The organism is Paenibacillus sp. FSL F4-0100, from assembly GCF_037993005.1.
GTDB lineage: Bacteria > Bacillota > Bacilli > Paenibacillales > Paenibacillaceae > Paenibacillus_AQ.
This window is the reverse complement of record NZ_CP150303.1, coordinates 2,266,005-2,290,693: the sequence shown is the minus strand read 5'-3', so window position 1 is coordinate 2,290,693 and position 24,689 is coordinate 2,266,005. Positions and strand designations below refer to the sequence as shown.

Below are 24,689 nucleotides of genomic sequence, written 5' to 3'. Positions count from 1 at the left end.
GCGCGGCGGGCCGCTATCTCAGCCGGGGGATACCCTGGACTAAGGGGAGGACGTGTCAGCGTCCTCCTTTTAATAAATCTTGGCATAAGAAAAACCGCCCAATCATTAGGCGGTTTGTTCTAAACTATAGTGTTCCGTTAGCTTAGTCAGCTTAGTACGTCGATGAGGAGCACATCATTTGAAAAAACTCGGTCATCAAAAAAGTCGTCTACTCCTCAACATACCGGTTGCGGCGAATTAAAGTCGAACATGGCGATGATTACGATATCGGCAACGTTATAGCGTTCGCAACCGATTGAACTAGAGCTACTACCGGACTAATTTCCTAGTTCAATTTCGATACGTGCAAGGACACCTGCTGGATTATCTCCGCTTCTGTTTGCATTTGACGGGAAGTTAAAAGCGGCGATCACAATATCATTTGTACCTCTCCGAAGGAAACGCCTAATATTAAACGATCTTCCCGGATTAAAGAATGAAACATTGCCCTGCGGATTGTCGATAACTACCGGCCGTCCATTTATTAAAACGATGGCAAAGTTATCAACGGACAGGAATAAGCTAGCTCTCTCAATATCGTCTCTAATCGTAAATCTTCTGGCGACCACAGCAGCAGGACCGTTAGGGTCATTTCTTCCCCAAACGTACGATTCACCAGATTGCGGCGCTACCCATGCCGGATTTCGCTCGATTTCAAGTGCGTTTACCCAGTTTCGATTCGTACTTATTCTCCTAGTTCTTTGACTAATAACAACCGGATTTTGTGCATTCAATGATCTTTGTGCGGCAATCATCGTTCTCATTGCCTTTGCAACGCTACTCGCCCGGATTCCGTTAAGTCTTCTAGGCGCTTGTAGTTGTTTGGCCGTACTATTTGCCTTTCCTAGTACTGTTCTTTTGTGCATTTTATACTTCCTCCTTTTTTATCAACGAATCTTTAACATATATATGAGTCCATGGAATTAATGGATCTGGACAAATGATTAGTCAAATAGCTCAATTTCCTCAAATGAAAATAGCCCCCCGTAAAAAACGGAGAGCTGTCTCACATTTTGCTTGGTGACCATAGAATCAAACCAGCTACATAGAGTTCTTGCCGATCGTCCAGGTCAACAACTGACACCTCCAGCTCTGATAGCCCAGCTCATGAACCATGATCTTATACCGTTGATGCCCTGTTGGTTTCTATATATGGATGCACGACAAATAAGGGGCACACGCCAACGCTGTGTCCCTTCTCTACTATTTTCTGCCCTTGTCACGATATCATGTTCGCAGACAAATAAACACGCCTTGCAGCACTGATCTCCTCGTTGTTTGATGTTCGGTTTATGTACAATGAACTTAATCAAAAACGGGGACGGAAAGTAGCCGTCCCCGTTTACCGAATTGGGGATACCGCATGGGTGCAGTATCGTAATTGGTGAATTAAATTAAATCAATGAATGCTTCATTCAGGTGCTTAGTTAAATCCAAAAAGTTCCCAAGATAATAACCAAGAGAATAAATAAAACCAGAACCGTACCTACTGGATTCCCGTACCCGCCGTAACAAGATTTTTCGTAACTCACCGATATTTACCTCCTTGTTTTGTGGAATGGTACAGTTTATGTACATAGACGGACTTAGTCTGGACATTTCGGCAATCATGATCAGAATGTGCTAATGTACCATAAATAGGACTGGGAGGGGTTCTTCACATCGCGGTCTACTTGAAGAACGAACGTATTAACCATACTCTCAGTGCCTTCAGCTATCTGAAAGTCGCAGTTGAACGCCTTGGAATGACCACAGCAATGTTCAATGAACGATACTGTCGATCAATAGCTGCCGTTAGCAAATGCGTTTTTCACCATAGTTTTTCACTCAACTAAACAACCCTATAAACAGCAAAAAACCCTTGCATCGCAAGGGTTTTCGATAAAGTGGGCCCTGAGGGACTCGAACCCCCGACCAGTCGGTTATGAGCCGACCGCTCTAACCAACTGAGCTAAGGGCCCTGAACATACATGTACACATAAACATAAGGACGTCATACATACATCGTTTAAAAATTGGTTGCGGGGGCAGGATTTGAACCTGCGGCCTTCGGGTTATGAGCCCGACGAGCTACCGAACTGCTCCACCCCGCGTCAATGCTGTATCAAACAGCGACAAGAATAAATATACACCATTTCCCTACAACAAGTCAAGCGCTGTTTTAATGGAATTTTCTCAAGGCATAAACCGCACGCCATAGCGACCCTTTTTGGAACGGTAAACTTCCACCATCCGAGGATCATGGTACCCGAACAGCCAGCCATCCTGCTCCAAACGTTTAGCGAAGCAGCCCGCCTGAAATTTGCTTGTATACAGCTTTCCGTAATATACCCAGTTCATCCTATGCGACTCCTTACCCGAATGATAGTGTAATGCTGTCATATTATATCCAAACTTCCATAAAAAAACCGAAATCCAACAAACTTCTTTTTCGGCTGCTCAAGCGCCAGAATTTACTTGCGACCGTAGATTACCAGCTTCTTCTCGCCTTTTTTCAAAAAGACAATCGATCCATTTGGCAGCAACTGCTGTTGTTGCGTCATAATTATCCTCTCCTTTTTTTGCTCCTCCGGTGCGGTGCCGAAGGCATACGGCCCTGGTTCATTTTGTTCAGAAACGCGGCGTTCCGCTGCTTCTTCGGCAAACCCAGTACGGGATAATGAGCTTTCAGCTTATCCATATTGTTTTGGATGAACTTATACCGATGAATGAAAACAACGACCATGTACAGACCGAGAATTAACAGAACAGAAAAGGCCGCCATCCCCATCACAAATCCGCCAAGATCGCCGGTTACCGCAACCACTACGTAATACCCAGTGTAACCGATAGCCGCAAACAACAGGGCCGCTTTGCCCGCTTTTCCAACGCCGCCTTTGCGCTCGATGGACTGGTAGGTCCTTTGCTGCAGTGCTCTGAAATGCAACACATAAAAAACGAGGAGCAGCAGAAGCATCACCGCTGCCGAGCTTAGCCCATACCCGATGGATTCAACTCCGGCCATGTCATACATCATTTTGAGTATAGCGATCTCACAAGTGACTGCCAGCGCCAATCCGTAAATCCCCAAATAGAGCACAAAACTAACCTCAGACCGGTACGGATTTACACTCAGGCCAATCCCCCACAGCAGCATAACCACCCACACCGCCGCTGCCACATACATATATACCGACATCATAGGCTCCGCCAGCGTAACCAGTGCAGGGATCAGCATAATGAATAAAAAACATACAATGCCGCCCCGAATCTGCTCGGCAGGGATTAGCCGGAAATGAAACTGTTCTTCCTCTGAAATCCTTGTGCTTATCTTGACACTCCCCTTATTTGCCCCGCTCTTGTTCACGTTGATATTCGTGACCAGATTCCCCACCGTTCGTCACATTGGCTCGCATATCCGCGCCTGTCTTTCTCAAGCCAGACACCCTTGTTGGTTCAGCATTTCAGGTACTACACTTAATGCGCTCAATCACCACGCCAAGCTCCCGTATGATTTCCGTTACCGTGGCGCCCCAAATTTGATCCTGTTCGCCTTCATTGCGAATCAGCCAATTGGAATGCTGTCCTCTCAACAGTTCGATTCCCCTGTATTCGGCAGTTCAGATCCGGACAATAGTACGCCGTAAAGGTAGCATATCTCTCTGGATGGCTGACACAATCGGCCAAGGCGGAGACAACCGATTCCGGGTAGCCTTGGGCAAGCAAGTACTTGCGAGGCTCCTGCTCCCCTTGCTCGGCACTCATCCATTGCTGAAACCAGCCATTAGGCATTGCCAATGGAGCTGTATCACGGTTCTTCCGGTCCTCCAGCTGCAGATGATTGATGATTTTAAGCCAAGCTTCCGAAGGGGTTCCCAGCGCTTCCAGCACATAGACTCTCTCACCGTCAGGCTCGCTTTCAATATCGGCCTTTACCACCAGACTTGAACTGTAATAAATGAAACACTCCTTCGGCTCCTTGTGGGAACCGGACACCCTCATATGTATCGTTAACAGGGTCCGACTGCATACTTCTATGTATTCCAGCAGTTCCTGCACAAGAACCGGCTCGCTGTCACCCGTATCAATCAAGTCTTTCTCCTGCAGCTCCTGCTCAATCTTGGCCACTTCTATGGGCATCTCCTCGGTCAACGTTCCACGAAAAGGGTCCTCTAACCCAATAACAGCCCGCGCACCGACAATGCCAGTTAGTACAAAGAATTGTTTGCCGGTCAGTTGGATCCTTGACGAAATTTCCAAAGATCTCTCCTCCTTACGGTCAGCCCCGCCTATTTTGTGTTAAAATCTGAAGTTATCATTACTATTATAGGTGAGACATCTCCTTGCCCTCTACCAAGTCGTGGCCCTAAATTTATAGGAACATAACAAATCAGCCGATTTTCAAACTGCTCAACAGTAAAATTTCATAAAAAAACATTCCCGGGTCGAAATCACCTCTGGAATGTTCTTGTACTCATGTTAGATTAGACGGATCTTCCTGCTGGATAATACCGTGATAAAGAATCGTCATCAGCTGTTCACTGATCACGTTCAGGCTCCCCAGACCATGGTACCATTCGTTCCGGGCTGTAAATTCCTTGATAAAAGTAAGGAACGCAACCAATACCTGGGGAGAGATGTCTTTCCGTATCTGTCCAAGCTGCTGGCCTTTAAAGATCAGCATTTCAAATTCCGGAACAACGAATTTCTGGTTGAATTGGAGCAGCTTGTCCATCTGCTCCGGGAATTTGGCCAGATCCGCCACAAATTTCTGCGAGACAAACGCCGAAAATTTGTGCTGATCCTTGTAGAAGACGGTTAACGCCTCAAGCGGATCTTTTGCCTGGTCCATCATATCGCGGTAAATCGCCATGAGCTCGTCGACCATCCGGTCCACGACATGATCCAGTAAGCCCTCTTTGCTCTGATAGTAGTTATAAATCGTCATCTTGGAAACGGGGACCGCTTCGGCAATCTGCTCCATACTCGTCTGTAAAATCCCCTGCTCCAAAAACAACCGCTTCCCGGCTTCAAGCACTGCTTCTTTCTTAGCATTCATCTGTTAGACTATATCCCTTCTATATCAGCATAAGGACACCGATGGCTGGCTACCAGCCGCGTACAGTCCTAATGTAACGATCCAGCCTGCCGCTGTCAACCCGGCACCCACCATGGATTGTCTTCGCCACATTACAATAAAAAAAGCCGTCGCTCTGCGATAACTCACAAAGACGACAGCCTGATGATCTTAGCTGGTATAAGTTGTTTACACGCCAAAGGAAGTTGGATTCGATCTCCAGGATTGAAGAAGCTCCACATCCTGTTCCTGAATCCGATTCTCGGATAGCGCAACATCAATCAGCGCTCCGTAATTGGACAAGCTCTGCAGCGGAATACCGGCTTCAGCGAAAGCTTGTACCGCTTTATCCAGCTGGTAGCTGAATATAGCCAATACCACCAGCGGCTCTGCCCCTGCATCCTTGACCGCTTGCGCCGCTTTGAGCGAGCTGCCGCCCGTGGAGATCAAATCCTCGATCACAACCACCTTCTGACCTGGCTTGATCAAGCCTTCGATTAGGTTTTCCTTGCCATGACCCTTTGCTTTGTCCCGAATATAGGACATGGGCAGGTTCATCTTCTGGGATACAAAGGCTGCATGCGGAATCCCGGCTGTGGCCGTACCGGCAATGGCCTCGGCCTCCGGATATTGCTCCCGGATGACGGCTGCGAACGATTCAGCAATGTAGTCGCGAATCTCGGGATAGGACATCGTCAAGCGATTGTCACAGTAGATCGGGGACTTAATTCCCGACGTCCACGTAAACGGCTGGTGAGGTCTAAGAGAAACGGCCTCAATCTTCAGCAAATAAGCTGCGATCTGATGTGGAATATTCGCGAGTGTACTCATGCTTGAATCATCTCCTCAATAATCTGTTTTGCAGCTTGTCTCGGGCTCGGGGATTCCGTAATGGGACGGCCGACAACCAGAAAATGACTGCCCTTGCGGATGGCTTCCCCTGGTGTAAGGACCCGAGTCTGGTCTCCGATATCCGCACCGGCTGGACGGATACCCGGTATAACGGTCTTAAACGCTTGGCCGCATGCGGACCGAATGGCCTCCACTTCAAGCGATGAAGCGACGACGCCATGCAGTCCCGCTTGCTGAGCCAGCTTCGCATATCGTACGACCGCATCCTCTACCAAACCCGGGATGCCGATTTCGTTATTCATGACATTCTGACTCGTACTAGTCAACTGGGTTACCGCAATGATCGTAGGCATGGCAAGACCCGGGGTGTCCGCCACTGCGGCCTCCGCCCCGGCTTTTGCCGCCTGCATCATGAGAGCGCCGCCGCTGGCATGAACATTAAACATGTCCACACCCAGCCGCGTTACGCTGTTCGACCCACCTTTTACCGTGTTCGGAATATCATGCATCTTCACATCCAGGAACACGGAATAGCCTTTTGCTTTTAATTCTCTAACAAAATCGGGACCGGCAGCGTAGAACAGCTGCATACCGACCTTCATATAACACGGGATACCCTCCAACTGCTGCACTAATGCTTTCGCGCGCTCGGCATCGGGGTAATCCAGGGCCACCATCAGGCGGCCCGCCATTTCATTGTAGCTGGCGTTCATCTATATCCCTCCTTCTCGATTAAACCGGCATCGCTTCAGAGGAGAAGTTGATGGTCTCCAGCATCGTCAGAAGCTCACGAACCGTATCGAGCGAGGTCATACATACCACACCGTTTTCTACCGCTTCACGGCGAATTCGGAATCCGTCACGCTGTGGCGTTTTACCCTTGGTCAATGTGTTGAAGACGAAATTCGCTTCGCCTGTGCGGATCATATCCAAAATGTTCGGTGTTCCCTCGGACAGCTTATTAATGGTGGTCACGTTAAGACCCGCCTCTTTCAATGCTGCAGCTGTGCCGCCTGTGGCGATGATTTTATAACCAAGCTTATGGAAGCCTTTCAGCAGTGCTGTAGCTTCAGCTTTATCTTTATCTGCGATGGTAGCGATGATCGCACCCGTTGAAGGAATTTTCATGCCTGCACCGATCAGACCTTTGTACAGCGCTTTGGCATACTTCACGTCACGGCCCATAACCTCACCGGTGGATTTCATTTCCGGTCCAAGTGTAGGCTCAACGCGGCGAAGTTTAGCAAAGGAGAAGACCGGTACTTTAACCGATACATGCTCGCTTTCCGGCCACATGCCTTCCTCGTATCCAAGATCCTTCAGCTTGCTGCCCATGATCGCCTGTGTTGCCAGGTTCGCCATCGGGATGCCTGTTACCTTGCTCAGGAACGGAACCGTCCGGGAAGAACGTGGATTCACCTCGATCACGTACACTTCATTTTTATAGATAACGAACTGGATGTTAACAAGTCCGCGTGTATTCAGCTCTTTGGCAATTTTGATCGTAATTTCGGCAATCTTGTCTTTCAGCCCCTGGGACAAGTACTGCGGAGGGTATACCGCAATCGAGTCACCGGAGTGAACGCCCGCGCGCTCTACATGTTCCATGATGCCTGGAATCAGCACCGTATCGCCATCGCAGATCGCGTCTACTTCCACTTCTTTACCCATCATGTAACGGTCGATCAGAACCGGATGGTCCGGGTTAATCTTAACCGCCTCTTTCATGTAACTCAGCAGTTCGCTGTCGGAGTATACAATCTCCATCGCGCGTCCACCGAGTACATAAGATGGTCTTACCAGAACAGGATAACCCAGTGATTGCGCAGTTTCTACAGCATCATCAACTGAAGTTACAGTTTTGCCTTTCGGTTGGGCAATCTCGAGTCTGGACAGAAGCGCTTCGAATTTTTTACGGTCCTCAGCTTCGTCAATGCTTTCCAAGCTGGTACCCAGAATCTTCACGCCCGCTTTGCTGAGCGGCTCAGCGAGGTTAATTGCTGTCTGCCCGCCAAACTGTACGATGACACCGATCGGTTTCTCCTGCTCGATGACGTTCATGACATCTTCGAGGAAGAGCGGTTCGAAGTAGAGTCGGTCCGACGTATTAAAGTCAGTGGAGACGGTCTCCGGGTTGTTATTAATGATAACCGCTTCGTATCCCGCCTTCTGGATCGCCCATACAGCGTGCACTGTGGAGTAGTCGAACTCGATCCCTTGACCGATCCGGATCGGTCCGGAGCCCAGCACGATGACCTTCTCCTTGGCGGATTCGATGACTTCATTCTCCGTTTCGTACGTCGAGTAGTAATACGGCGTCGTTGCTTCAAACTCCGCTGCGCAAGTATCCACCATTTTGTAAACCGGGCGCAATCCATGCTCGCGACGCAGGAATCCGATCGACTCCTCAGTTGTATGCGTGCTGGCATTGCCTTCTGCGCGAAGTTCGGCTATCGCACGATCCGTAAAGCCGAGTCGCTTCGCTTCGTACAGCGTTTCGTAAGTCAGTGATGCTTCGCTGCGAATGTGATCTTCGTATTGGATCAGGCGCTCGATCTTGTCCAAGAACCACCAGTCAATCTTTGTCAGGTCCTGAATCTGCTGGAGTCCATACCCCCGGCGGAACGCTTCTGCAATCAGGAACATCCGCTCATCGTCGGCTTTGATCAGACGCTGCTGAAGCACTTCATCGCTCAGCTCATTAGCGCCCTTCAAGTAAAGGCGGTGCACACCGATCTCCAGAGAACGAACTGCTTTATGGATCGACTCTTCGAAGGTGCGGCCAATCGCCATCACTTCGCCGGTTGCCTTCATCTGAGTTCCCAGCTTCCGGTTTGCGTGGATGAACTTGTCGAATGGCCAGCGTGGAATTTTGCTGACGATATAGTCCAGTGTAGGCTCAAAGCAAGCATAAGTCTGTCCCGTTACCGGGTTGACGATCTCGTCCAGGGTGTAACCCATCGCAATTTTTGCTGCCATCTTCGCGATCGGGTAGCCCGTTGCCTTGGAAGCAAGGGCAGAAGAGCGGCTGACCCGAGGGTTTACCTCGATGACATAATATTGATAGCTGTTTGGATCCAGCGCGAATTGCACGTTACAACCGCCCTCAATGTTCAGGGCGCGGATGATTTTCAGCGATGCGGATCTGAGCATTTGATACTCGCGATCGGACAGAGTCTGGCTTGGTGCCACGACGATGCTGTCGCCAGTATGAACGCCGACCGGATCAAAGTTCTCCATGTTACATACCACGATGCAGTTGTCGTTCGCGTCGCGCATAACCTCATACTCGACTTCTTTCATACCTGCGATGCTCTTCTCGACCAAACATTGCGTGATCGGGCTGTAACGAAGTCCGGAGCTGACCGTTTCACGCAGTTCCTCTTCGGTTGCGCAGATACCGCCGCCGGTGCCGCCCAAAGTGTATGCCGGGCGCACGATCAGCGGATATCCAATCTCATTTGCGAAGTCAAGCGCCTCCTCCAGAGTCGTTACAATCGTGCTTTCCGGTACGGGCTGATCGAGTTCACGCATCAGCTCACGGAACAAGTCGCGGTCTTCCGCTTTCTCGATGGACTCCAGCTGCGTTCCGAGCAGCTTCACATTCTCCTGCTCCAAAATACCTGCGCGTGCAAGCTCAACGGCCATATTCAGGCCCGTTTGCCCTCCAAGCGTCGGGAGCAATCCGTCCGGTCGCTCTTGACGGATGATCTGTGTAACAAATTCGAGCGTAATTGGCTCGATATATACTTTATCCGCCATGTTCGTGTCCGTCATGATGGTAGCCGGGTTGCTGTTAATCAGCACAACCTCGATACCTTCTTCTTTCAATGCTTGGCAGGCTTGGGTTCCAGCGTAGTCAAATTCCGCTGCTTGCCCGATGACAATCGGACCGGAGCCGATGACGAGAATTTTTTTCAATGTATCATTTTTAGGCATATTAATGAGCTCCTTTCACGGCTGCCGCCAGAACCGCTTGGCGCGGTTTCCGGATTTCATTCTGTTTATGGTGTCTTATCATCTCAAGAAATTGATCGAACAGATAGCTGCTGTCTTGCGGACCAGGTGCAGCTTCAGGATGATATTGCACGGAGAAGGCCGGGAATTTCGAGTGCTTCAAGCCTTCAATTGTTTTATCGTTATTGTTGATATGTGTAACTTCCAGATCCGTCCCTTTGACGGAATCTTCATTTACCGTATAGCCATGATTCTGGGAAGTGATGTAACAGCGTCCGCTGGCAAGCTCTTTTACCGGGTGGTTCCCGCCGCGGTGGCCGAATTTCAGCTTCTCGGTATCAGCGCCCGCAGCCAGTGCAAACAATTGGTGGCCAAGGCAGATGCCGAAGATCGGATATTCGCCAAGGAGTTCTTTGACCATATCGACCGCATACGGAACGTCTTTCGGGTCCCCAGGGCCGTTGGACAACTGAATGCCGTCCGGGTGAAGTCTGCGGATTTCATCGGCCGTCGTGTCATGCGGAACGACCATCACGTCGCAGCCGCGGGAAGTCAGTTCGCGCAGAATTCCGCTTTTTGCACCGAAGTCAACCAGAACGATCCGCTCCTTGGAGCCTGGGCTTGTAAACATTTGCGGCGTTGAGGTTTTTGCCACCTGGTTGCGGAGTTCGGCGATCGTCGTATCACCGAGCATCTCCTTAAGCTCTTCCACTGGCTTGTTGGAAGTGGTCAGAACCCCCTTCATCGTACCGTAGTGACGAATGATCCGGGTCAACATCCGGGTATCAATCTCGCTGATCCCTGGAATACCGTATTCCTTCAATAAGCTGTCAACGCTATATTCTGCACGCCAATTGCTAGGAACAGGCTCATGACGACGAACAACGAATCCGTGGACGAACGGCCGAATGGATTCAAAGTCATCCCGCGTGATGCCGTAGTTTCCAATCAAAGGATACGTCATGGTCACGATCTGTCCACAGTAAGACGGGTCGCTCAGCACCTCTTGATATCCTGTAATCCCTGTATTGAAAACAACCTCTCCGGTCATTTCAGCATCCGCGCCAAAGGATTTTCCGCTGAACAGCGTTCCGTCCTCCAGTAACAATCTTGCCTGCATCCCGATCACTCCTGTCATCTATGTGTAATTTATTTTATAAGTCTTTTGCCTAAGTGTTACTTAAAATCCGTGCTGCTCCGACCATTTCACTTCGCCGTCCACCCAAGTCATCACAGGCCAGCCTTTCAGCTTCCAGCCTGTAAATGGCGTGTTGCGGCCTTTCGTTGCGAACTCTTCCGGATTCACTTCTTTCTCTGCTTCGAGGTCAATCATCGTCAGATCTGCTGCTTTACCAGCTTCCAGCACACCCGTTGCAAGACCAAATACTCTTGCCGGGTCGCTGGTCATCCGCTTCACCAGCAAGCCAAGATCCCATTTGCCTGTAGCGACAAATTGGGTATAGAGCAGCGGGAATGCTGTTTCGAATCCTACAATACCGAATGGTGCAAGCTCCATGCCTTTCGCCTTCTCTTCCGCGCTGTGCGGCGCATGGTCCGTTACGATCATATCGAGCGTTCCATCCAGCAGACCTTCTATACAAGCCTCCACATCACGCGGGGTGCGCAGCGGCGGATTCATTTTCCAGTTGGCGTCCAGACCGGGAATATCTTCGTCAGAGAGAACCAGATGGTGCGGGCATACTTCGGCCGTTACCGAGATGCCTATTGCTTTAGCTTGGCGGATCAAGCGTACGGACTGCTCTGTGCTCACATGGCATACATGGTAATGTACGCCGGTAGCTTCTGTAAGCAATATGTCCCGTCCGACATGGATCGCTTCCGACTCATTGGGTATTCCTTTCAGGCCGTGCTTCTGAGCGAACTTTCCTTCCGTCACGCAAGCCCCTTTTACCAGCGAGTCATCCTCACAATGAGCAATGACCGGCATGCCCAGCGCTTTCGCTTTGTTCATGGCATCTTTCATCATCTGTGCGTTCTGCACACCAACGCCGTCATCCGTAAACCCGATCGCACCCGCTGCCTTCAAGGCCTCAAAATCCGTCAGTTCGCGGCCCAGCTCGTTTTTGGTAATGGCTGCGTAAGGCAGCACCTTGGCCAGACCCGCTTCGCTAGCCTTATCCAACACAAGCTTCACCGTTTCCGGCGAATCGGTCACTGGTCTTGTGTTCGGCATGCAGGCAATGGTTGTAAAGCCGCCTTTCACTGCCGAGCGGCTGCCGCTCTCGATCGTTTCCTTGTGCTCATAACCCGGCTCTCTCAAGTGCACATGCATATCGATGAATCCCGGTGTGACCAGTTTGCCCTCGGCATCGATTAGTTGAACGTTATCGTCCATTTCCGGCAAAGCTGCGATATCACTTGCAACCGACTGAATCAATCCGTCTGCAATGACGATATGTTTATCTTCGAGCTGTCCTCGTTCATTGATCACTTTGGCATTCTTTATCACTTGCATTTGCATCTTGATTCCCTCCGCAGCAGAAGCACCATTCGCTTCTTTGTATATTGTATAATAAAAATTCACTTTTGTGTATAAATATTAGCTCATATTCATTCTATACACCGTATATCACGTTTTCGAATCAGCCCATCGCCCGTTCCATAACCGCCATGCGAATGGGCACTCCGTTCGCCATCTGCTTAAATATCATCGATTTAGGACTTTCCACGACCGCATCGTCGATTTCAACATTGCGATTCACCGGTGCCGGGTGCATAATCATCGTGTGCTCTGACAGCTTGGCCGCCCGTTCTTCCGTCAAACCATACTGCTGCCGGTATTCCGCGCTGGATTTGAATGCACCTTCGCTATGGCGTTCCAGCTGAACCCTCAGCATCATCACCACATCTGCCTTTAGTGCCTTCTCCATTGATACATAGGGCGCATACTGAGCTAGCTCTGGAGCCTGCATCGTTTCCGGTGCGCAGAATTGCACATGGGCTCCGAACTTCTGCAGTGCCCACAGGTCCGAACGCGCAACCCGGCTATGCTTGATGTCTCCGATAATGGATACCGTCAATCCTTTAAGCTCTCCGAAGCTTTTCTTCATCGTATACAGATCGAGCAGCGCCTGGGTAGGATGCTCGTTGTTGCCATCACCCGCATTGACTAGCGGGATCGAGATCCGCTCCCCAAGCTCCTGAAGCACTCCGGAGGGTTTCAGCCGGATGACGCCAGCATCGATCCCCATGGATTCCAGTGTTCTTACGGTATCGTAGATGGACTCGCCCTTCTCGACGCTGGAGGCTGCCGCTGCAAAGTTCATGACCTCGGCGCCGAGTCTTTTCTCAGCCATTTCAAACGAAAATCTCGTTCTGGTGCTGTTCTCGAAGAACATATTAACCGCAAATTTCGATTTAAGTACCGGCACCACTTTCTCGGACTGTGCTTCCCAATATGACGCCCGACTCAGGATCGATCCAATCTCGTCTCTGCTAATATCCTTCAATCCTAAGAGGCTACGTTCTTTCAATGAAATGGCTGTTGTCATGATTATCGTTCCTCTCTTTGGCTAATGGTCACTTCGTCCTTGCCGTCGAATTCGGTTAATGCAACCGTAATCTCCTCATGTTTGGAGGTAGGAACGTTCTTACCGATATAATCCGGCCGGATGGGCAGTTCGCGATGTCCGCGATCTGCCAGAACCGCCAGCTGTATCATTCTAGGCCGCCCGCAGTCCATCAGGGCATCCATCGCAGCCCGAATCGTCCGTCCCGTGTACAGCACGTCATCGAATAAAATGACTTTCTTGTCATGAATATTCAGGTGTTCCAGACTGCGCTTGGCTCCTTCTACCCGTTCTGCAGTGGCTTCTTTACTGTCACGGTCATCGCGGTAGGAAGTCACGTCGATCTCTCCCCATGGAATCGGCGTACCTTCAATCTCACTCATTCGCTCAGCGATTCGCTGAGCCAGGAACACGCCGCGTGTGCGAATGCCGACCAGGACACAGTCCTCAATCCCTTTATTCTTTTCCAATATTTCATGGGCAATTCTCGTTAGTGCGCGGCGGATGGCCGTCTCGTCCATAATCACATGCTGTTCGTTGCTCATCCTTAAATCCTCCTTCTAAACGTTTGATTAGCCCTCTTTAGTTCAGACGATCCGTGAGTTCATTACACACAAAAAAACTCCTTGCCCGGCTGGACAAGGAGTTGATCTCATAGAGATAGTGTCGAAAGCGCAGCATCTATCCGCAGACAGAGCCATGCCTCCTGTTAATGAACCTCGGTTCACGTTACCTTGCCAGCCTCACGGGACTGATTTAAAGGTGCTATTCGATTGATCCCATTATGACAGACCCTACAGGAGATGTCAACAGCAATCATGTCGAGTAATGTCGTGTGCCAAGCGGAGTTTATATGGTGTTCATTAGAATTCAAATTCTACATCGCTAAGTCTTCTGCGAATTTCGGAAATGACGCGTTTCTCTTCTTCCTCGCCGTCAGCAATAAAGGTTACGGAGAAGCGTACGAAGTGTCCCGCATCATCCCATGGTACGGTGGAGATCAATTTCTCGCGAATCAGATATTGTGAGAAATCTTCGCCGGATTCAAAACGGCGTCCGCCTTTAACGCCTTTTGGAGCCTCAACGTAGAGGAAGAAGGAACCCTTCGGCTTCTCGGCCGTAAAACCAAGTCCGTTCAACACGTCTACCAGCATGTTGTGGCGACGGGAATACTTCTCAGCAATCTTCTCCGTAATTTGCGGATTGTCCAGACCGTATGCGGCAGCTTTTTGAATGGCTATGAATTGTCCGGAATCGTTGTTGTCCTTCACATCACCAAAGGCTTTAACCACTAGCGGGTTACCGGAGATGAAACCAATGCGCCATCCTGTCATGTTATAAGATTTTGACAGGGAGTGAAGCTCTACCCCAACATCTTTCGCGCCGGGGACGGAGAGAAAGCTGAGCGGCTTTAAGCCATCGTAAGTGAGCGCTGCATAAGGAGCGTCATGGACAACAACAACGCCATACTTGCGGGCCCACTCGACAACCTCGGTGAAAAACTCGGCCGTTGCGCTGGCACCCGTCGGGTTGTTCGGATAGTTCAGGTAGAGCAGTTTGGCGCGGCGCGCAATGTCCTCAGGGATCGAGTTGAGATCCGGCAGAAATCCATTCTCTTTTTTCAGCTCCACATTGTAAACTTCGCCGCCCAAGTACTTGGTATGCGTGCCGAGTACAGGATATCCCGGAACCGTCATGATGGTGATGTCCCCAGGATTAATGAAGCAGGACGGAAGCATGGCCAGTGCCGGCTTGGAACCGATGGAGTGCAGAACTTCTGTAGCGGCATCAATGCCTTCAACACCAAATACATTCTTCAAGTAGCGAACAGCCGCTTCCTTGAACTCCGGAATTCCGTTATCCGCATAACCGCGGTTTTCCCGCTTTGCCGCTTCTTCTGCCAGCTTCGCCACGATGCCTGCATCCGCCATCTCATCCGGCTCGCCAACTCCCATATCGATCAGCTCCGTGCCAGGGTGTTCCTGCTTCGCAGCTGCCTTCGCTCTTTTGATCTTCTCGAATTTATAAATGGCTGTATCTTTGCCATAATTAGCACCGCCGATCCGGTTGGCGAAGCTCTGTTGAATGTACGTTTCCTGATATTTATCCATACTCATGATTTGTATTCATCTCCTACTCATGCTTTCATACTCATCCTAAATATGCAGGAAAATCACAACTGGAGCCATGCATTATATATCAAATGATTTGTACTTTTTCGGCTGGGCGGAGCTTAAGTCAGCTCCAGCCATTCCGCAAGGAGCTCGTCACGACTCGCGGATAGCGACTCCCGCTCGTTCCAGCGCTGCTCGAGCAGCGACAGATCCGTATCCTCGTGTAAATCATCGCCTTCCGTCTCGAGCCAGTCGTCAAGCTGCCGGATGCGGAACTCTATACGAGCAATTTCCTCCTCCAACCATTTGGACCTTACGGCGGAAGAGCGATCCGCGTTTACGCGTTTGGAAAGCGGAGCAGGGCTATCCTTCGCTTGGGGCTGCTGCGCCACCTTCTGTTTGGTAATACCTTCACTCCCCGCTGATAGCTCCCTTCCTATCAATGCCGCTTCAAGCTGTTCTTTCTTAGCTCGGAAATCATCATAATTCCCATGATAGACAGTCAGCTTCCCTTGATTCAAATCCCACACTTTGCGAGACACTTGATTCACGAAATAACGGTCATGGGAAATGGCAAGAATGGTCCCCGCATAATCCTGCAGTGCGTCCTCCAATGCTTCACGGGAGGCAATATCCAGATGGTTCGTGGGTTCATCCAGAAGCAGCAGGTTCGGCTTCTGATGGATTAGCAGCGCTAGTCTCAATCGTGTCCATTCCCCTCCGGACAACTGCCCCACCGATCTGAACACGGCCGCACCATAGAACAGATACCTTGCCAATATTCCTCGAGCTTCTCCCTCTTCTACTCCAGCCTTCTCCCGGAAATATTGAAGCACCGTTTCCTTCGGATTGTCCGGTTCCTCCTGCTGAGCGAGGTAGCCTACATCGACACGCGAACCCCATTCAAGCGAACCGGAATCAGGTGTAAGCTCGCGCAACAGCACTTTGAATAGCGTTGTTTTCCCGCTACCGTTCGAGCCCATCAGTGCAATTTTCTCGCCAAATTCGATTAGACCGGATGCTCCCCTCAGCACCGCCTGATTCCCATAAGAAACCTCAACTTGCTCAAAGTATGCCACGCGGCGACCGGAACGATCCTGAGGATTCAGTTCAAAATCAGCCTGTCTTCGTTCCAGCACGGGCCTCTTTACCCGCTCCATCCGCTCCAGCGCCCGCCTCATGGAAGCCGCGCGCTTGAAAAACTTCTCATTGCCGCCAATCCGGCCGAACTTCTCAAGCTGCTTGATGGATTCCTTCATCTTCTTGATTACTTTCTGCTGCTCCTGATAGTCTGCAAACTGCTGCAGCAAACGCTCTTCCTTATCTTTCATGAACGCGGTGTAGCCACCATGGGCAGTAAAAGCTTCGCCATCTTCAAGCTCAATCGTTTTGGACACGACCCGATCCAGAAAATATCGGTCGTGGGAGATTAAGACGCAGGTTCCCGGATATTCGCGTAAGAATTCCTCCAGCCATTCCGTACGCGCCAAATCCAGATGGTTGGTCGGTTCATCAAGCAAGAGCAAATCCGGCTGTACGATCAGCTTCGATGCCAGCGCGACACGGGTTTGTTCTCCACCGGACAACAAGCCAAAGGCCAGTCCGTACTCGCTCTTGGGTATTTGCAGCCCGGTAGCGATTTTGTCGATGCTCGCTTCCAGCTCATAACCACCCTCTGTTTCAAACCGCTCTTGAAGTGATGAGTATTTCCGCAGCACTTGATCGAGCAGTTCCGCATTTCCAGCGGTGTCCGGGTCACTCATTTTCTCCTCAAGCTCCGTCATTTCCGCTCGGTAATCCTTCAAGTGACTCAACCCCTGTGACAATACATCCAGCACCGTCCAGGTATCCATATGGCTCGGAATCTGCTCTAAATATCCGATTTTTGCCCCCTTCTTTATAGCCAGCTGCCCTTCGTTTGGCTGATCCAAACCGGCAAGCAGGCGCATCAGCGTCGACTTCCCGCTGCCGTTCCTTCCAATAAGCGCAACCTTCTCGCCTTCCTGTATTTCAAACGATATCTGGTCCAGTACCAGATGAGCACCGTGGTATTGCGTCATTTTCTGTACATTGATTATATTCATTCTAGGTTTCCTCCTGTATGCTGCGAACATTCAACCTGTTCGAAGAGCGTATAGATTAGGGAGAAGACCCGGACTGCAAACGCAAAAAGGGCCCACAGAGCAAGCTCCGCGGACCCTTCAAGAATTGTAAGCCTAAATAGGCTTAATCCGTGCAGGCAGGCAGGTGACTTCTCGCGATGGTACAAACCGTATTGGTAAAATTGGACAGACCTCTCCCGTTGTAGAGAAATGCATGAACAATGCCAGCCATAGCTAAAGGCAGCTGGCTAATACGGTTGTTAACCATCTCGATATTCATCCTGCTCACCTCCTTCATCAAAGTTATCGTCACTATAACATATCCCGGGATGGAATGGCAAGAAAAATAGCCCCACAAAGTGGAGCTTATGCTTCGATGCTTACTCCAAATACTTTGCGGTGGACCCAAAACATATAAATGCAAAAAGGAACCGCTAGCGGCCCCTTAGAATCGTCAAAAGTTCTTCCATATCATTCGGCATCGGCGCCGAATACTCCATATACTCACCACTCGAAGGATGGACAAAACCCAAAACGGCTGCGTGGAGGGCTTGGCCGTCCAATTTTATGCCCTTGCTCTTGCCGTATACGGGATCCCCCACGAGAGGATGGCCGATATACTTCATATGCACGCGGATTTGATGCGTACGCCCAGTCTCCAGCTTCAGCTCAAGAAGAGTGTAATCGCCGAAGCGTTCTATGACGGTAAAATGGGTTACCGCATGCTTGCTGTTCCGATCCGTGACCGTATACAATTTACGATCATGTGCATCCCGCCCGATTGGCGCGTCAACGGTCCCTTGATCATGACTCATATTGCCATGAACCAAAGCCAGATAACGACGGTTCACGCTGTGATCCTTCAGCTGAGCCGCAAGAGAAGCATGAGCTTTATCATTCTTCGCTGCCATAATAAGACCAGTTGTATCTTTATCAATCCGATGCACGATGCCAGGCCGGAGTTCACCGTTAATGCCTGACAAATCCTTGCAGTGAAACATTAATGCGTTCACAAGAGTGCCCGAGGAATGACCAGGAGCCGGATGAACAACCATCCCTCTTGGCTTGTTCACAACAATGACGTCTGCATCTTCAAACGCGATCTCTAGCGGGATGTCCTCCGGAATAATCTCTACTGCCGATGGCTCAGGAACCTTCAGCAGGATGCGGTCACCCTGACTCACTTTGTAATTAGACTTAACCGGACCTTCATTAACGATGACATGTCCATCGGTAATCCATAACTGCACCTGAGAGCGTGAAACATTCTCACCGAGGTTCTCTGTTATGTATTTATCTATACGGGTTTTGGCAGATTCTGCATCCACCGTCCACTCATAGGTTTCGGATTCGTGCCCTGTTTCGCCTGTCCATTCCGTATCTGTATCCATACCGTCTTGCAACATTATTCATTCCCTTCTGTGCCAGAAACTTCACTTGTTGTCTGTATCTTCTCGCGTCTTCCTTCCAGAAGCGTATCCAATATGATCAATCCCACACCGATGACAATACAAGAATCGGCAATATTAAAAATCGGGAATGTGTAGCTGCCAAAATTAAATTGCAGGAAATCGACAACCTCTCCCATCACCAACCGATCGATGAAGTTCCCAATTGCCCCGCCAAGTACAAGCGCAAGAGCCGTAGGCAGCAGCTTACGTCCTTCTTTCGATACCTTCCGCAGGTACCAGACAATCCCGCCCACAACGATTAGCGTCACCACTATGAAGAACCATAATTGATCCTGCAGTATGCCAAACGCCGCTCCCCGGTTTCGGCTCGAGGTAATCAGGAAGAAGTCTCCGATCACAGGGATCTGTTCATAAAGCTCCAGCTTCGAGGCAATCAAGTACTTGGTTCCCTGATCGATAAGAAATAAAACAAATGCAATCAAATAATACACCACTTGTTTATGTCACTCCGTTCTTGTCTTCTCCAATCTTGCGATCACTTCGCTGATCGGTCAGTAACTCGTCTTATTGTAGCACAGCGGCTCAGAAACCGTCCATTCCTGTCCAGTGGCGAGAACATTTTCCGTCAGTAAAACCATCTCAATGGGTGCACTCTATACATATGAACCAGAAGGTCAACTTCGGACCATGAAAGGAGCCTGACATGTCGCATCTAACTCAGGAGCAACTCAATAATTTGCAACAAAAGCTGATGGATCGAAAGGTTGAGCTTGAACGGCGCATGGTATATAACGACCAACATGGGCTGGGGGAATCGGAGCGAGATATGACCGGCGAGCTGTCCCATATTGATAATCACCCTGGGGACTTGGCAAGCGAGATGTTTGAAAGAGGAAAAGACCTCGCCCTTCAGGATAGGGTGGATCAGGAGCTGCAGCGAGTTATTTTTTCGCTTGAAGCGATTCATCACGGCCGTTACGGCGTGTGCCTTACCTGCGGCCAGCCAATTCCGTACGAGCGGTTGGAGGTTCTCCCGGATACGCAATATTGTATAAAAGACACGCCTCGTGAACGAGTCTCCCGTGATCGTCCGGTTGAGGAGGAAGTCCTTGCTCCCGCTTTTGGAAAATCCAGTATGGATGAGCACGAGTATGCTGCGTTTGACGGCGAGGACGCCTGGCAGATCGTTGAAAGCTGGGGTAGCTCCAATTCCCCTGCTCTGGCGGAAGGCAACGAAATTGACAGCTATAACGAGATGGATATCGAGAATGGCGATGATCAAGGCGGATTTGTTGAAGTGTATGAAAATTTCGTTGCAACCAATATCGATGGCTCCGAAGTGTTTATCGTTCGAAGTCCGCAATATGTCGATTACCTAAACCGGGGGGAAGGAAGCTACCTGCTGGATCCCCATGCCGACCCTGATGATGAATCTTTAAGTTAAATAAGTCTTTACGACCGGCAGCATAAAATTGGATGCAGTGCTGCCGGGCATTACATACAAACTCACGTTAGTTCAAGCTGACGCTGAACGATCCGAACAATATCCGCAATGTAGTCGCCGATAATTGGCAAGTTCAATGCTCCAAGCGCCTGCAGGACGTATATAATGGTCGCCGCAAAAAAGGTAAAGCCAATCGCGATTCCCACACCCCGGGCCGACCCGGCCAGCAGATTGGTCCATATCAATTTCCATGGGCGGTTCAGCAGCTGGGTGTATTCAGCGATTCGGGCTTTCTCCAGCTGCTCTGCAATGTCCGTGGTCATGCGGTGTATAGCGCTCAATTGGTCCTGCTCATCCTCCAACGGCTTTTTTTGTTCAGTTGACACCCCAGCATCCGGCTTCTCCGCCATGTCCACCGCCCCTTTGCCTAAACTAATCGACATCAAATAAATGAGATTAAGAGCAGCTCCATCACCATGTGTGCTCGCGCCTGTTTATCATTACTTTTGATTTCGCTGATTATTATGCATCAATTGGAAGAATCCCATTCGTTCGTGAGAATCACCTGTCGAAAACCGATACTTTTTTGAACACGAAAAAAACACTGCCCCTTGTAGATAAGGGCAGTGTTGTATAACCAATTTATTACTTATGCGATTTGGATGCCAATGGTTTTGCCACCAAGCTCAACCCGCTCCATGCCTTCGCTTTGTCCGAATTGCAATTCGTTAACCAGGACATTCTCGCGCAGCACATCTTCAAATGCAGTGATCGCAACTGTAAGCTCATCATCTGTATCCAGGGTCAGATTGACCCGCTTCTCAATCGGAAGGTCCAGCTTCTTCCGCGTATCCTGTACGGCACGCACGACTTCGCGAACCCAGCCTTCTTGCTCCAGCTCTGGCGTGATGTCCGTATTGAGCGCCACGGTTAAACCATAACCTGAAGCAGATGCGAAACCTTCCTTCGCCTTCTTCTCCACCAGCAGCTCTTCGGACGTGATCTGTAATTCTTCACCTTCCGGCGAAGTAACGTTCACGCCGCCCGTTTGCACCACCTTGCGGGTCTCGTCACTGCTCATGCCTTTCAGGAACCCTTGCAGGAAACCGATATTTTTACCGTATTTCTTGCCTGCGACCTTCAGGTTCATTTTCAATGTAAAATCGACGAAACCACTATCGCTGGTCTCCACCTCAATCATTTTGACATTAATCTCATCCTTGATGATGTCTTGATAACCGGAGAGATCAAACTCACGATCCATCGACACAATCAGCTCAGACAGCGGCTGACGCGTTTTGATCCCTGTCTCGTTGCGGACGTTGCGCGCGAGCTCTACGATCTGTCTTGCCGTCTCCATGTCCTGCTCAAGCGCCTTGTCGATCAATGCTTCGTCGGCTTGCGGGAAGTCGGCCAGATGCACGCTTTCTCCTCCGCCCAAATTCACGAAAATGTCTTCAGACAGCATCGGCGTGAATGGAGCCATCAGCTTGGAGAGGGTCAGCAGCACATGTGTAAGCGTTCCATAAGCCGCCAGCTTATCTTCTCCGAGTCCGCTGCCCCAGAAACGGTCACGCGAACGGCGGATATACCAGTTGCTCAGCTCATCCACATAAGCTTCGATTGCTTTTGCCGCATTCAGGAAATCATTCACAGCCAATCCCTTGTCAACCACTTGAATTAAGCTGTTCAGGCGGGACAGAATCCAGCGGTCCAGCTTATGGTCCGATCCCTTGAACTCATGCTTCTTCGGATCATAGCCGTCAATACCGGCATACAGCGTCAGGAATGCATGAGTATTGACCAGCGTATCCACAACCTTGGATTTGGCTTCGCCAACAATTCCCTTCGAGAAGCGTTTGCTGTTCCATGGCGCACTGTCAGCCAGCAGCGCCCAACGGAACGCATCCGTGCCGTACTCTTCGATGATTTCCCAAGGATCGATGACGTTGCCTTTGGATTTGGACATCTTCTGTCCATTCTCATCAAGAATATGACCTGTGGCCATAACCGCTTTATAAGGCGCTTTACCCGTGAAGAGCGTCGATACGGCGAGCAAGCTGTAGAACCAGCCGCGCGTCTGGTCAATCCCTTCGCAGATCATATCGGCAGGATACTGCTGTTCGAATTTCTCCTTGTCCTCGAACGGATAATGGTATTGCGCATAAGGCATCGATCCGCTGTCAAACCATACGTCGATGACTTCCGAGGTCCGCTCCATCACGCCGCCTTCACAGTGAGGGCATTTCACTTTCACTTCATCCACATAAGGTTTATGCAGCTCCAGATCCTCCGCTACCTCACCTACCGCGTTGGCGCGAAGCTCCGCAATGCTGTGCGGCGAGAATTGTCCTTCACAAGAATCGCAGACCCATACATTGAGCGGCGTTCCCCAATAACGGTTCCGGCTGATGTTCCAATCGACCAGATCTTCAAGGAATTTGCCGAAGCGGCCGTCGCGCACATGGCCCGGATACCAGGTTACCTCATTGTTGTTCGCGATTAGTTGATCCTTAACCGCTGTCGTTTCGATAAACCAGCTCTCCATTGCATAATAGAGCAGCGGGGACTTACAGCGCCAGCAGAATGGATAGCTGTGCTCGTATTTCTCCTTGCTGTACAGCAGTCCTTTTTCAGACAATGCCTTCACAATGTCCAGATCGCAATCCTTGACAAAGCGTCCGGCAAACTCCGTCACTTCATCGGTGTAACGGCCTTGGCCGTTCACGACACTCACGAAGCTGATGCCATTCTCGCGGCACACGCGATAGTCATCTTCACCGTGTGCAGGCGCCATGTGTACAATCCCCGTACCGCTTGCATCGGTAACAAAGGATGCGCCGACGATGAGATTTGCTTTCTCCGCTTGTACATACGGGAACGGAGGATCGTAAGTCTTGCCGACCAGTTCAGAACCTTTCAGCGTCGATAGAACGGTAAAGTCGCCCTTCATGACATCCTCTACCAGATTCTTAGCAACGATATAGATGCCATCCTCCTGCTCGACGCGGGCATAATCCATATCCGGATTAACGGCCAGCGCTACGTGGGACGGAAGCGTCCAAGGCGTCGTCGTCCATGCCAGTACATACTCTCCGCTGTCATGCAGCTTAAACTTCGCCGTTGCACTAAGGTCTTTAACATCCTCATAACCCTGAGCCACTTCGTGGGAGCTGAGCGTGGTCTGACAGCAAGGGCAGTATGGGCTTACGCGGTGACCACGATACAGAAGGCCTTTATCATGAATCGTAGCCAAAATGTTCCATACGCTCTCGATATAGTTGTTCTCGAGCGTGATGTACGGATGATCCAGATCGGTCCAATAAGCGATCGCTTCAGTCAGCTCGCGCCATTTATGCTCATATTCAAATACGCTGGATTTACACTTTTTGATAAAAGCTTCAACGCCATAATTCTCGATCTCCTGCTTGCCGGAAATGCCAAGCTGCTTCTCTACGCCAAGCTCCACCGGAAGTCCGTGCGTATCCCAGCCCGCTTTCCGAACGACATGGAAGCCTTTCATCGTCTGATAACGGCCCACAAAATCCTTGATAACCCGGCCGAGCACATGACCGATATGGGGCGCGCCGTTTGCGGTTGGGGGACCTTCGTAAAATACATAGTTCGGCTTGCCGGCCCGCAGCTCGATTGATTTCTTGAACGTATTCTCCTCGTTCCATTTGTTCAAGATGCGCAGTTCTCTTGCCCGCGCCTTCTCCTTGACATCTACTCTGTTCATGCAGATCTTCCTTTCACTCTTTTTCGAGGTTGTTCAAAAAGTCCGATTTTGAACTCGCCCTTTTTCGTAAAGTTCTGTGAAAATAAAAAAAGGCCTCATCCCCCAAGGGACGAGAACCTGTTCTCGCGTTACCACCCTAATTTCGCTTAACCGACTTTTCGCTAAAAAGCCTGCGCAAGCGACACCTCAATGTCCATGCCTGTATGTAATAGGCAAGGTCCGATGTAACGTTCGGCTGACGGTTCAGCTTACGCACGCGGTTAAACGCTTCAGCTTCACTTCTCCGGGATGATCTTCTGCTTGGTCTGAACGCCGGGCTTTCAGCAACTGCCGGCTCTCTGAGGGACAGATCCTTCGCGTACTATTCCCATCAACGAATTCTTGTATAAATCAACAATATGTTATTAGTTATAGACTCTTTCGCGAGAAAAGTCAACTGGATAC

The 24,689-nt window shown here is 50.1% G+C and carries 22 protein-coding genes, 2 tRNA genes and 1 other annotated feature; of the genes, 1 reads left to right on the top strand and 23 read right to left on the bottom strand.

The annotated features are described in order from the left end of the window. Nucleotides 1-317: 317 nt before the first annotated feature. From MHH48_RS10030 to lspA, 21 genes are all read right to left on the bottom strand, one after another. Nucleotides 318-905, bottom strand: coding sequence for a hypothetical protein (locus tag MHH48_RS10030; RefSeq protein WP_076320664.1), 588 nt, complete (start codon nt 903-905; stop codon nt 318-320). Between the two features lie 1,021 nt (nt 906-1,926). Continuing rightward, nucleotides 1,927-2,000, bottom strand: a tRNA-Ile gene (locus tag MHH48_RS10025). A gap of 55 nt (nt 2,001-2,055) precedes the next feature. Beyond that, nucleotides 2,056-2,132, bottom strand: a tRNA-Met gene (locus MHH48_RS10020). An 82-nt stretch (nt 2,133-2,214) separates the two neighbouring features. After that, the gene (locus MHH48_RS10015; protein WP_164817394.1) at nt 2,215-2,379 is read right to left on the bottom strand and encodes a hypothetical protein; all 165 of its coding nucleotides are present in this window, start codon (nt 2,377-2,379) and stop codon (nt 2,215-2,217) included. Nucleotides 2,380-2,492: 113 nt separating this feature from the next. Beyond that, nucleotides 2,493-2,582, bottom strand: coding sequence for a DUF4176 domain-containing protein (locus tag MHH48_RS10010; protein WP_256720383.1), 90 nt, complete (start codon nt 2,580-2,582; stop codon nt 2,493-2,495). A 2-nt stretch (nt 2,583-2,584) separates the two neighbouring features. Continuing rightward, nucleotides 2,585-3,412, bottom strand: a complete 828-nt coding sequence (locus MHH48_RS10005; protein WP_256720382.1) for a hypothetical protein — start codon at nt 3,410-3,412, stop codon at nt 2,585-2,587. Between the two features lie 161 nt (nt 3,413-3,573). Next, on the bottom strand, nt 3,574-4,278 hold the full coding sequence (locus tag MHH48_RS10000; protein ID WP_256720381.1) for a hypothetical protein: 705 nt from the start codon (nt 4,276-4,278) through the stop codon (nt 3,574-3,576). Between the two features lie 214 nt (nt 4,279-4,492). Next, the gene (locus MHH48_RS09995; protein ID WP_076320663.1) at nt 4,493-5,077 is read right to left on the bottom strand and encodes a TetR/AcrR family transcriptional regulator; all 585 of its coding nucleotides are present in this window, start codon (nt 5,075-5,077) and stop codon (nt 4,493-4,495) included. A 24-nt stretch (nt 5,078-5,101) separates the two neighbouring features. Beyond that, a complete protein-coding gene (locus MHH48_RS09990) occupies nt 5,102-5,245 on the bottom strand; it encodes a hypothetical protein (RefSeq protein ID WP_179090565.1) in 144 nt (47 codons plus the stop codon). A 39-nt stretch (nt 5,246-5,284) separates the two neighbouring features. Beyond that, complete coding sequence (gene pyrE / locus MHH48_RS09985; protein ID WP_076320662.1) at nt 5,285-5,926, bottom strand: orotate phosphoribosyltransferase; 642 nt, start codon at nt 5,924-5,926, stop codon at nt 5,285-5,287. Continuing rightward, entirely contained in the window at nt 5,923-6,660 is a 738-nt protein-coding gene (gene pyrF / locus MHH48_RS09980) for an orotidine-5'-phosphate decarboxylase (RefSeq protein ID WP_076320661.1), read from the bottom strand. The genes pyrE and pyrF overlap by 4 nt, the downstream gene beginning before the upstream one ends. A gap of 19 nt (nt 6,661-6,679) precedes the next feature. Continuing rightward, nucleotides 6,680-9,886 carry a carbamoyl-phosphate synthase large subunit gene (gene carB / locus MHH48_RS09975; RefSeq protein WP_076320660.1) on the bottom strand — a complete coding sequence of 1,069 codons (3,207 nt, stop codon included), beginning with the start codon at nt 9,884-9,886 and terminating at the stop codon, nt 6,680-6,682. Between the two features lies 1 nt (nt 9,887). Continuing rightward, nucleotides 9,888-11,024 (bottom strand): carbamoyl phosphate synthase small subunit, encoded by a 1,137-nt coding sequence (locus MHH48_RS09970; protein ID WP_076320659.1) that lies wholly within the window; start codon nt 11,022-11,024, stop codon nt 9,888-9,890. Nucleotides 11,025-11,084: 60 nt separating this feature from the next. Beyond that, entirely contained in the window at nt 11,085-12,386 is a 1,302-nt protein-coding gene (locus MHH48_RS09965) for a dihydroorotase (RefSeq protein ID WP_076320658.1), read from the bottom strand. Between the two features lie 121 nt (nt 12,387-12,507). After that, nucleotides 12,508-13,419, bottom strand: a complete 912-nt coding sequence (locus MHH48_RS09960) for an aspartate carbamoyltransferase catalytic subunit (RefSeq protein ID WP_179090579.1) — start codon at nt 13,417-13,419, stop codon at nt 12,508-12,510. Further along, nucleotides 13,419-13,979, bottom strand: coding sequence for a bifunctional pyr operon transcriptional regulator/uracil phosphoribosyltransferase PyrR (gene pyrR, locus MHH48_RS09955; protein WP_076320656.1), 561 nt, complete (start codon nt 13,977-13,979; stop codon nt 13,419-13,421). The genes MHH48_RS09960 and pyrR overlap by 1 nt, the downstream gene beginning before the upstream one ends. Before the next feature lie 318 nt (nt 13,980-14,297). Then, entirely contained in the window at nt 14,298-15,551 is a 1,254-nt protein-coding gene (locus MHH48_RS09950) for an LL-diaminopimelate aminotransferase (RefSeq protein ID WP_076320655.1), read from the bottom strand. 116 nt (nt 15,552-15,667) lie between these two features. Continuing rightward, nucleotides 15,668-17,632, bottom strand: coding sequence for an ABC-F family ATP-binding cassette domain-containing protein (locus MHH48_RS09945; protein ID WP_076320654.1), 1,965 nt, complete (start codon nt 17,630-17,632; stop codon nt 15,668-15,670). Nucleotides 17,633-17,774: 142 nt separating this feature from the next. Continuing rightward, on the bottom strand, nt 17,775-17,930 hold the full coding sequence (locus tag MHH48_RS09940) for a hypothetical protein (RefSeq protein ID WP_179090564.1): 156 nt from the start codon (nt 17,928-17,930) through the stop codon (nt 17,775-17,777). A gap of 154 nt (nt 17,931-18,084) precedes the next feature. Continuing rightward, entirely contained in the window at nt 18,085-19,056 is a 972-nt protein-coding gene (locus MHH48_RS09935) for an RluA family pseudouridine synthase (RefSeq protein WP_076320653.1), read from the bottom strand. After that, nucleotides 19,056-19,556: a signal peptidase II gene (gene lspA, locus MHH48_RS09930; RefSeq protein ID WP_076320652.1), complete on the bottom strand. Its 501-nt coding sequence runs from the start codon at nt 19,554-19,556 to the stop codon at nt 19,056-19,058. Before lspA ends, MHH48_RS09935 begins: the two co-directional genes overlap by 1 nt. A gap of 209 nt (nt 19,557-19,765) precedes the next feature. Between lspA and MHH48_RS09925 the strand changes: the two genes are divergently transcribed. Then, nucleotides 19,766-20,506 carry a TraR/DksA C4-type zinc finger protein gene (locus MHH48_RS09925; protein WP_076320651.1) on the top strand — a complete coding sequence of 247 codons (741 nt, stop codon included), beginning with the start codon at nt 19,766-19,768 and terminating at the stop codon, nt 20,504-20,506. A gap of 62 nt (nt 20,507-20,568) precedes the next feature. Here MHH48_RS09925 and MHH48_RS09920 read toward each other — a convergent pair whose 3' ends face one another. Further along, the gene (locus tag MHH48_RS09920) at nt 20,569-20,916 is read right to left on the bottom strand and encodes a DUF5665 domain-containing protein (RefSeq protein ID WP_076320650.1); all 348 of its coding nucleotides are present in this window, start codon (nt 20,914-20,916) and stop codon (nt 20,569-20,571) included. A 239-nt stretch (nt 20,917-21,155) separates the two neighbouring features. Continuing rightward, on the bottom strand, nt 21,156-24,245 hold the full coding sequence (gene ileS / locus MHH48_RS09915; RefSeq protein WP_076320649.1) for an isoleucine--tRNA ligase: 3,090 nt from the start codon (nt 24,243-24,245) through the stop codon (nt 21,156-21,158). Nucleotides 24,246-24,347: 102 nt separating this feature from the next. After that, nucleotides 24,348-24,628: a binding site (T-box leader), on the bottom strand. Nucleotides 24,629-24,689 lie beyond the last annotated feature (61 nt).

Bases quoted from the DNA above. Each gene is read 5' to 3' on its own strand.
- MHH48_RS09995 (WP_076320663.1), bottom strand. From the start codon at position 5,077: ATGAATGCTAAGAAAGAAGCAGTGCTTGAAGCCGGGAAGCGGTTGTTT.
- pyrE (WP_076320662.1), bottom strand. From the start codon at position 5,926: ATGAGTACACTCGCGAATATTCCACATCAGATCGCAGCTTATTTGCTG.
- carB (WP_076320660.1), bottom strand. From the start codon at position 9,886: ATGCCTAAAAATGATACATTGAAAAAAATTCTCGTCATCGGCTCCGGT.
- MHH48_RS09925 (WP_076320651.1), top strand. From the start codon at position 19,766: ATGTCGCATCTAACTCAGGAGCAACTCAATAATTTGCAACAAAAGCTG.
- MHH48_RS09970 (WP_076320659.1), bottom strand. From the start codon at position 11,024: ATGCAGGCAAGATTGTTACTGGAGGACGGAACGCTGTTCAGCGGAAAA.
- pyrF (WP_076320661.1), bottom strand. From the start codon at position 6,660: ATGAACGCCAGCTACAATGAAATGGCGGGCCGCCTGATGGTGGCCCTG.
- MHH48_RS09965 (WP_076320658.1), bottom strand. From the start codon at position 12,386: ATGCAAATGCAAGTGATAAAGAATGCCAAAGTGATCAATGAACGAGGA.
- MHH48_RS09935 (WP_076320653.1), bottom strand. From the start codon at position 19,056: ATGTTGCAAGACGGTATGGATACAGATACGGAATGGACAGGCGAAACA.
- MHH48_RS10015 (WP_164817394.1), bottom strand. From the start codon at position 2,379: ATGAACTGGGTATATTACGGAAAGCTGTATACAAGCAAATTTCAGGCG.
- MHH48_RS09945 (WP_076320654.1), bottom strand. From the start codon at position 17,632: ATGAATATAATCAATGTACAGAAAATGACGCAATACCACGGTGCTCAT.
- MHH48_RS09940 (WP_179090564.1), bottom strand. From the start codon at position 17,930: ATGAATATCGAGATGGTTAACAACCGTATTAGCCAGCTGCCTTTAGCT.
- MHH48_RS10030 (WP_076320664.1), bottom strand. From the start codon at position 905: ATGCACAAAAGAACAGTACTAGGAAAGGCAAATAGTACGGCCAAACAA.
- pyrR (WP_076320656.1), bottom strand. From the start codon at position 13,979: ATGAGCAACGAACAGCATGTGATTATGGACGAGACGGCCATCCGCCGC.
- MHH48_RS09920 (WP_076320650.1), bottom strand. From the start codon at position 20,916: ATGGCGGAGAAGCCGGATGCTGGGGTGTCAACTGAACAAAAAAAGCCG.
- MHH48_RS10010 (WP_256720383.1), bottom strand. From the start codon at position 2,582: ATGACGCAACAACAGCAGTTGCTGCCAAATGGATCGATTGTCTTTTTG.
- ileS (WP_076320649.1), bottom strand. From the start codon at position 24,245: ATGAACAGAGTAGATGTCAAGGAGAAGGCGCGGGCAAGAGAACTGCGC.
- MHH48_RS09950 (WP_076320655.1), bottom strand. From the start codon at position 15,551: ATGAGTATGGATAAATATCAGGAAACGTACATTCAACAGAGCTTCGCC.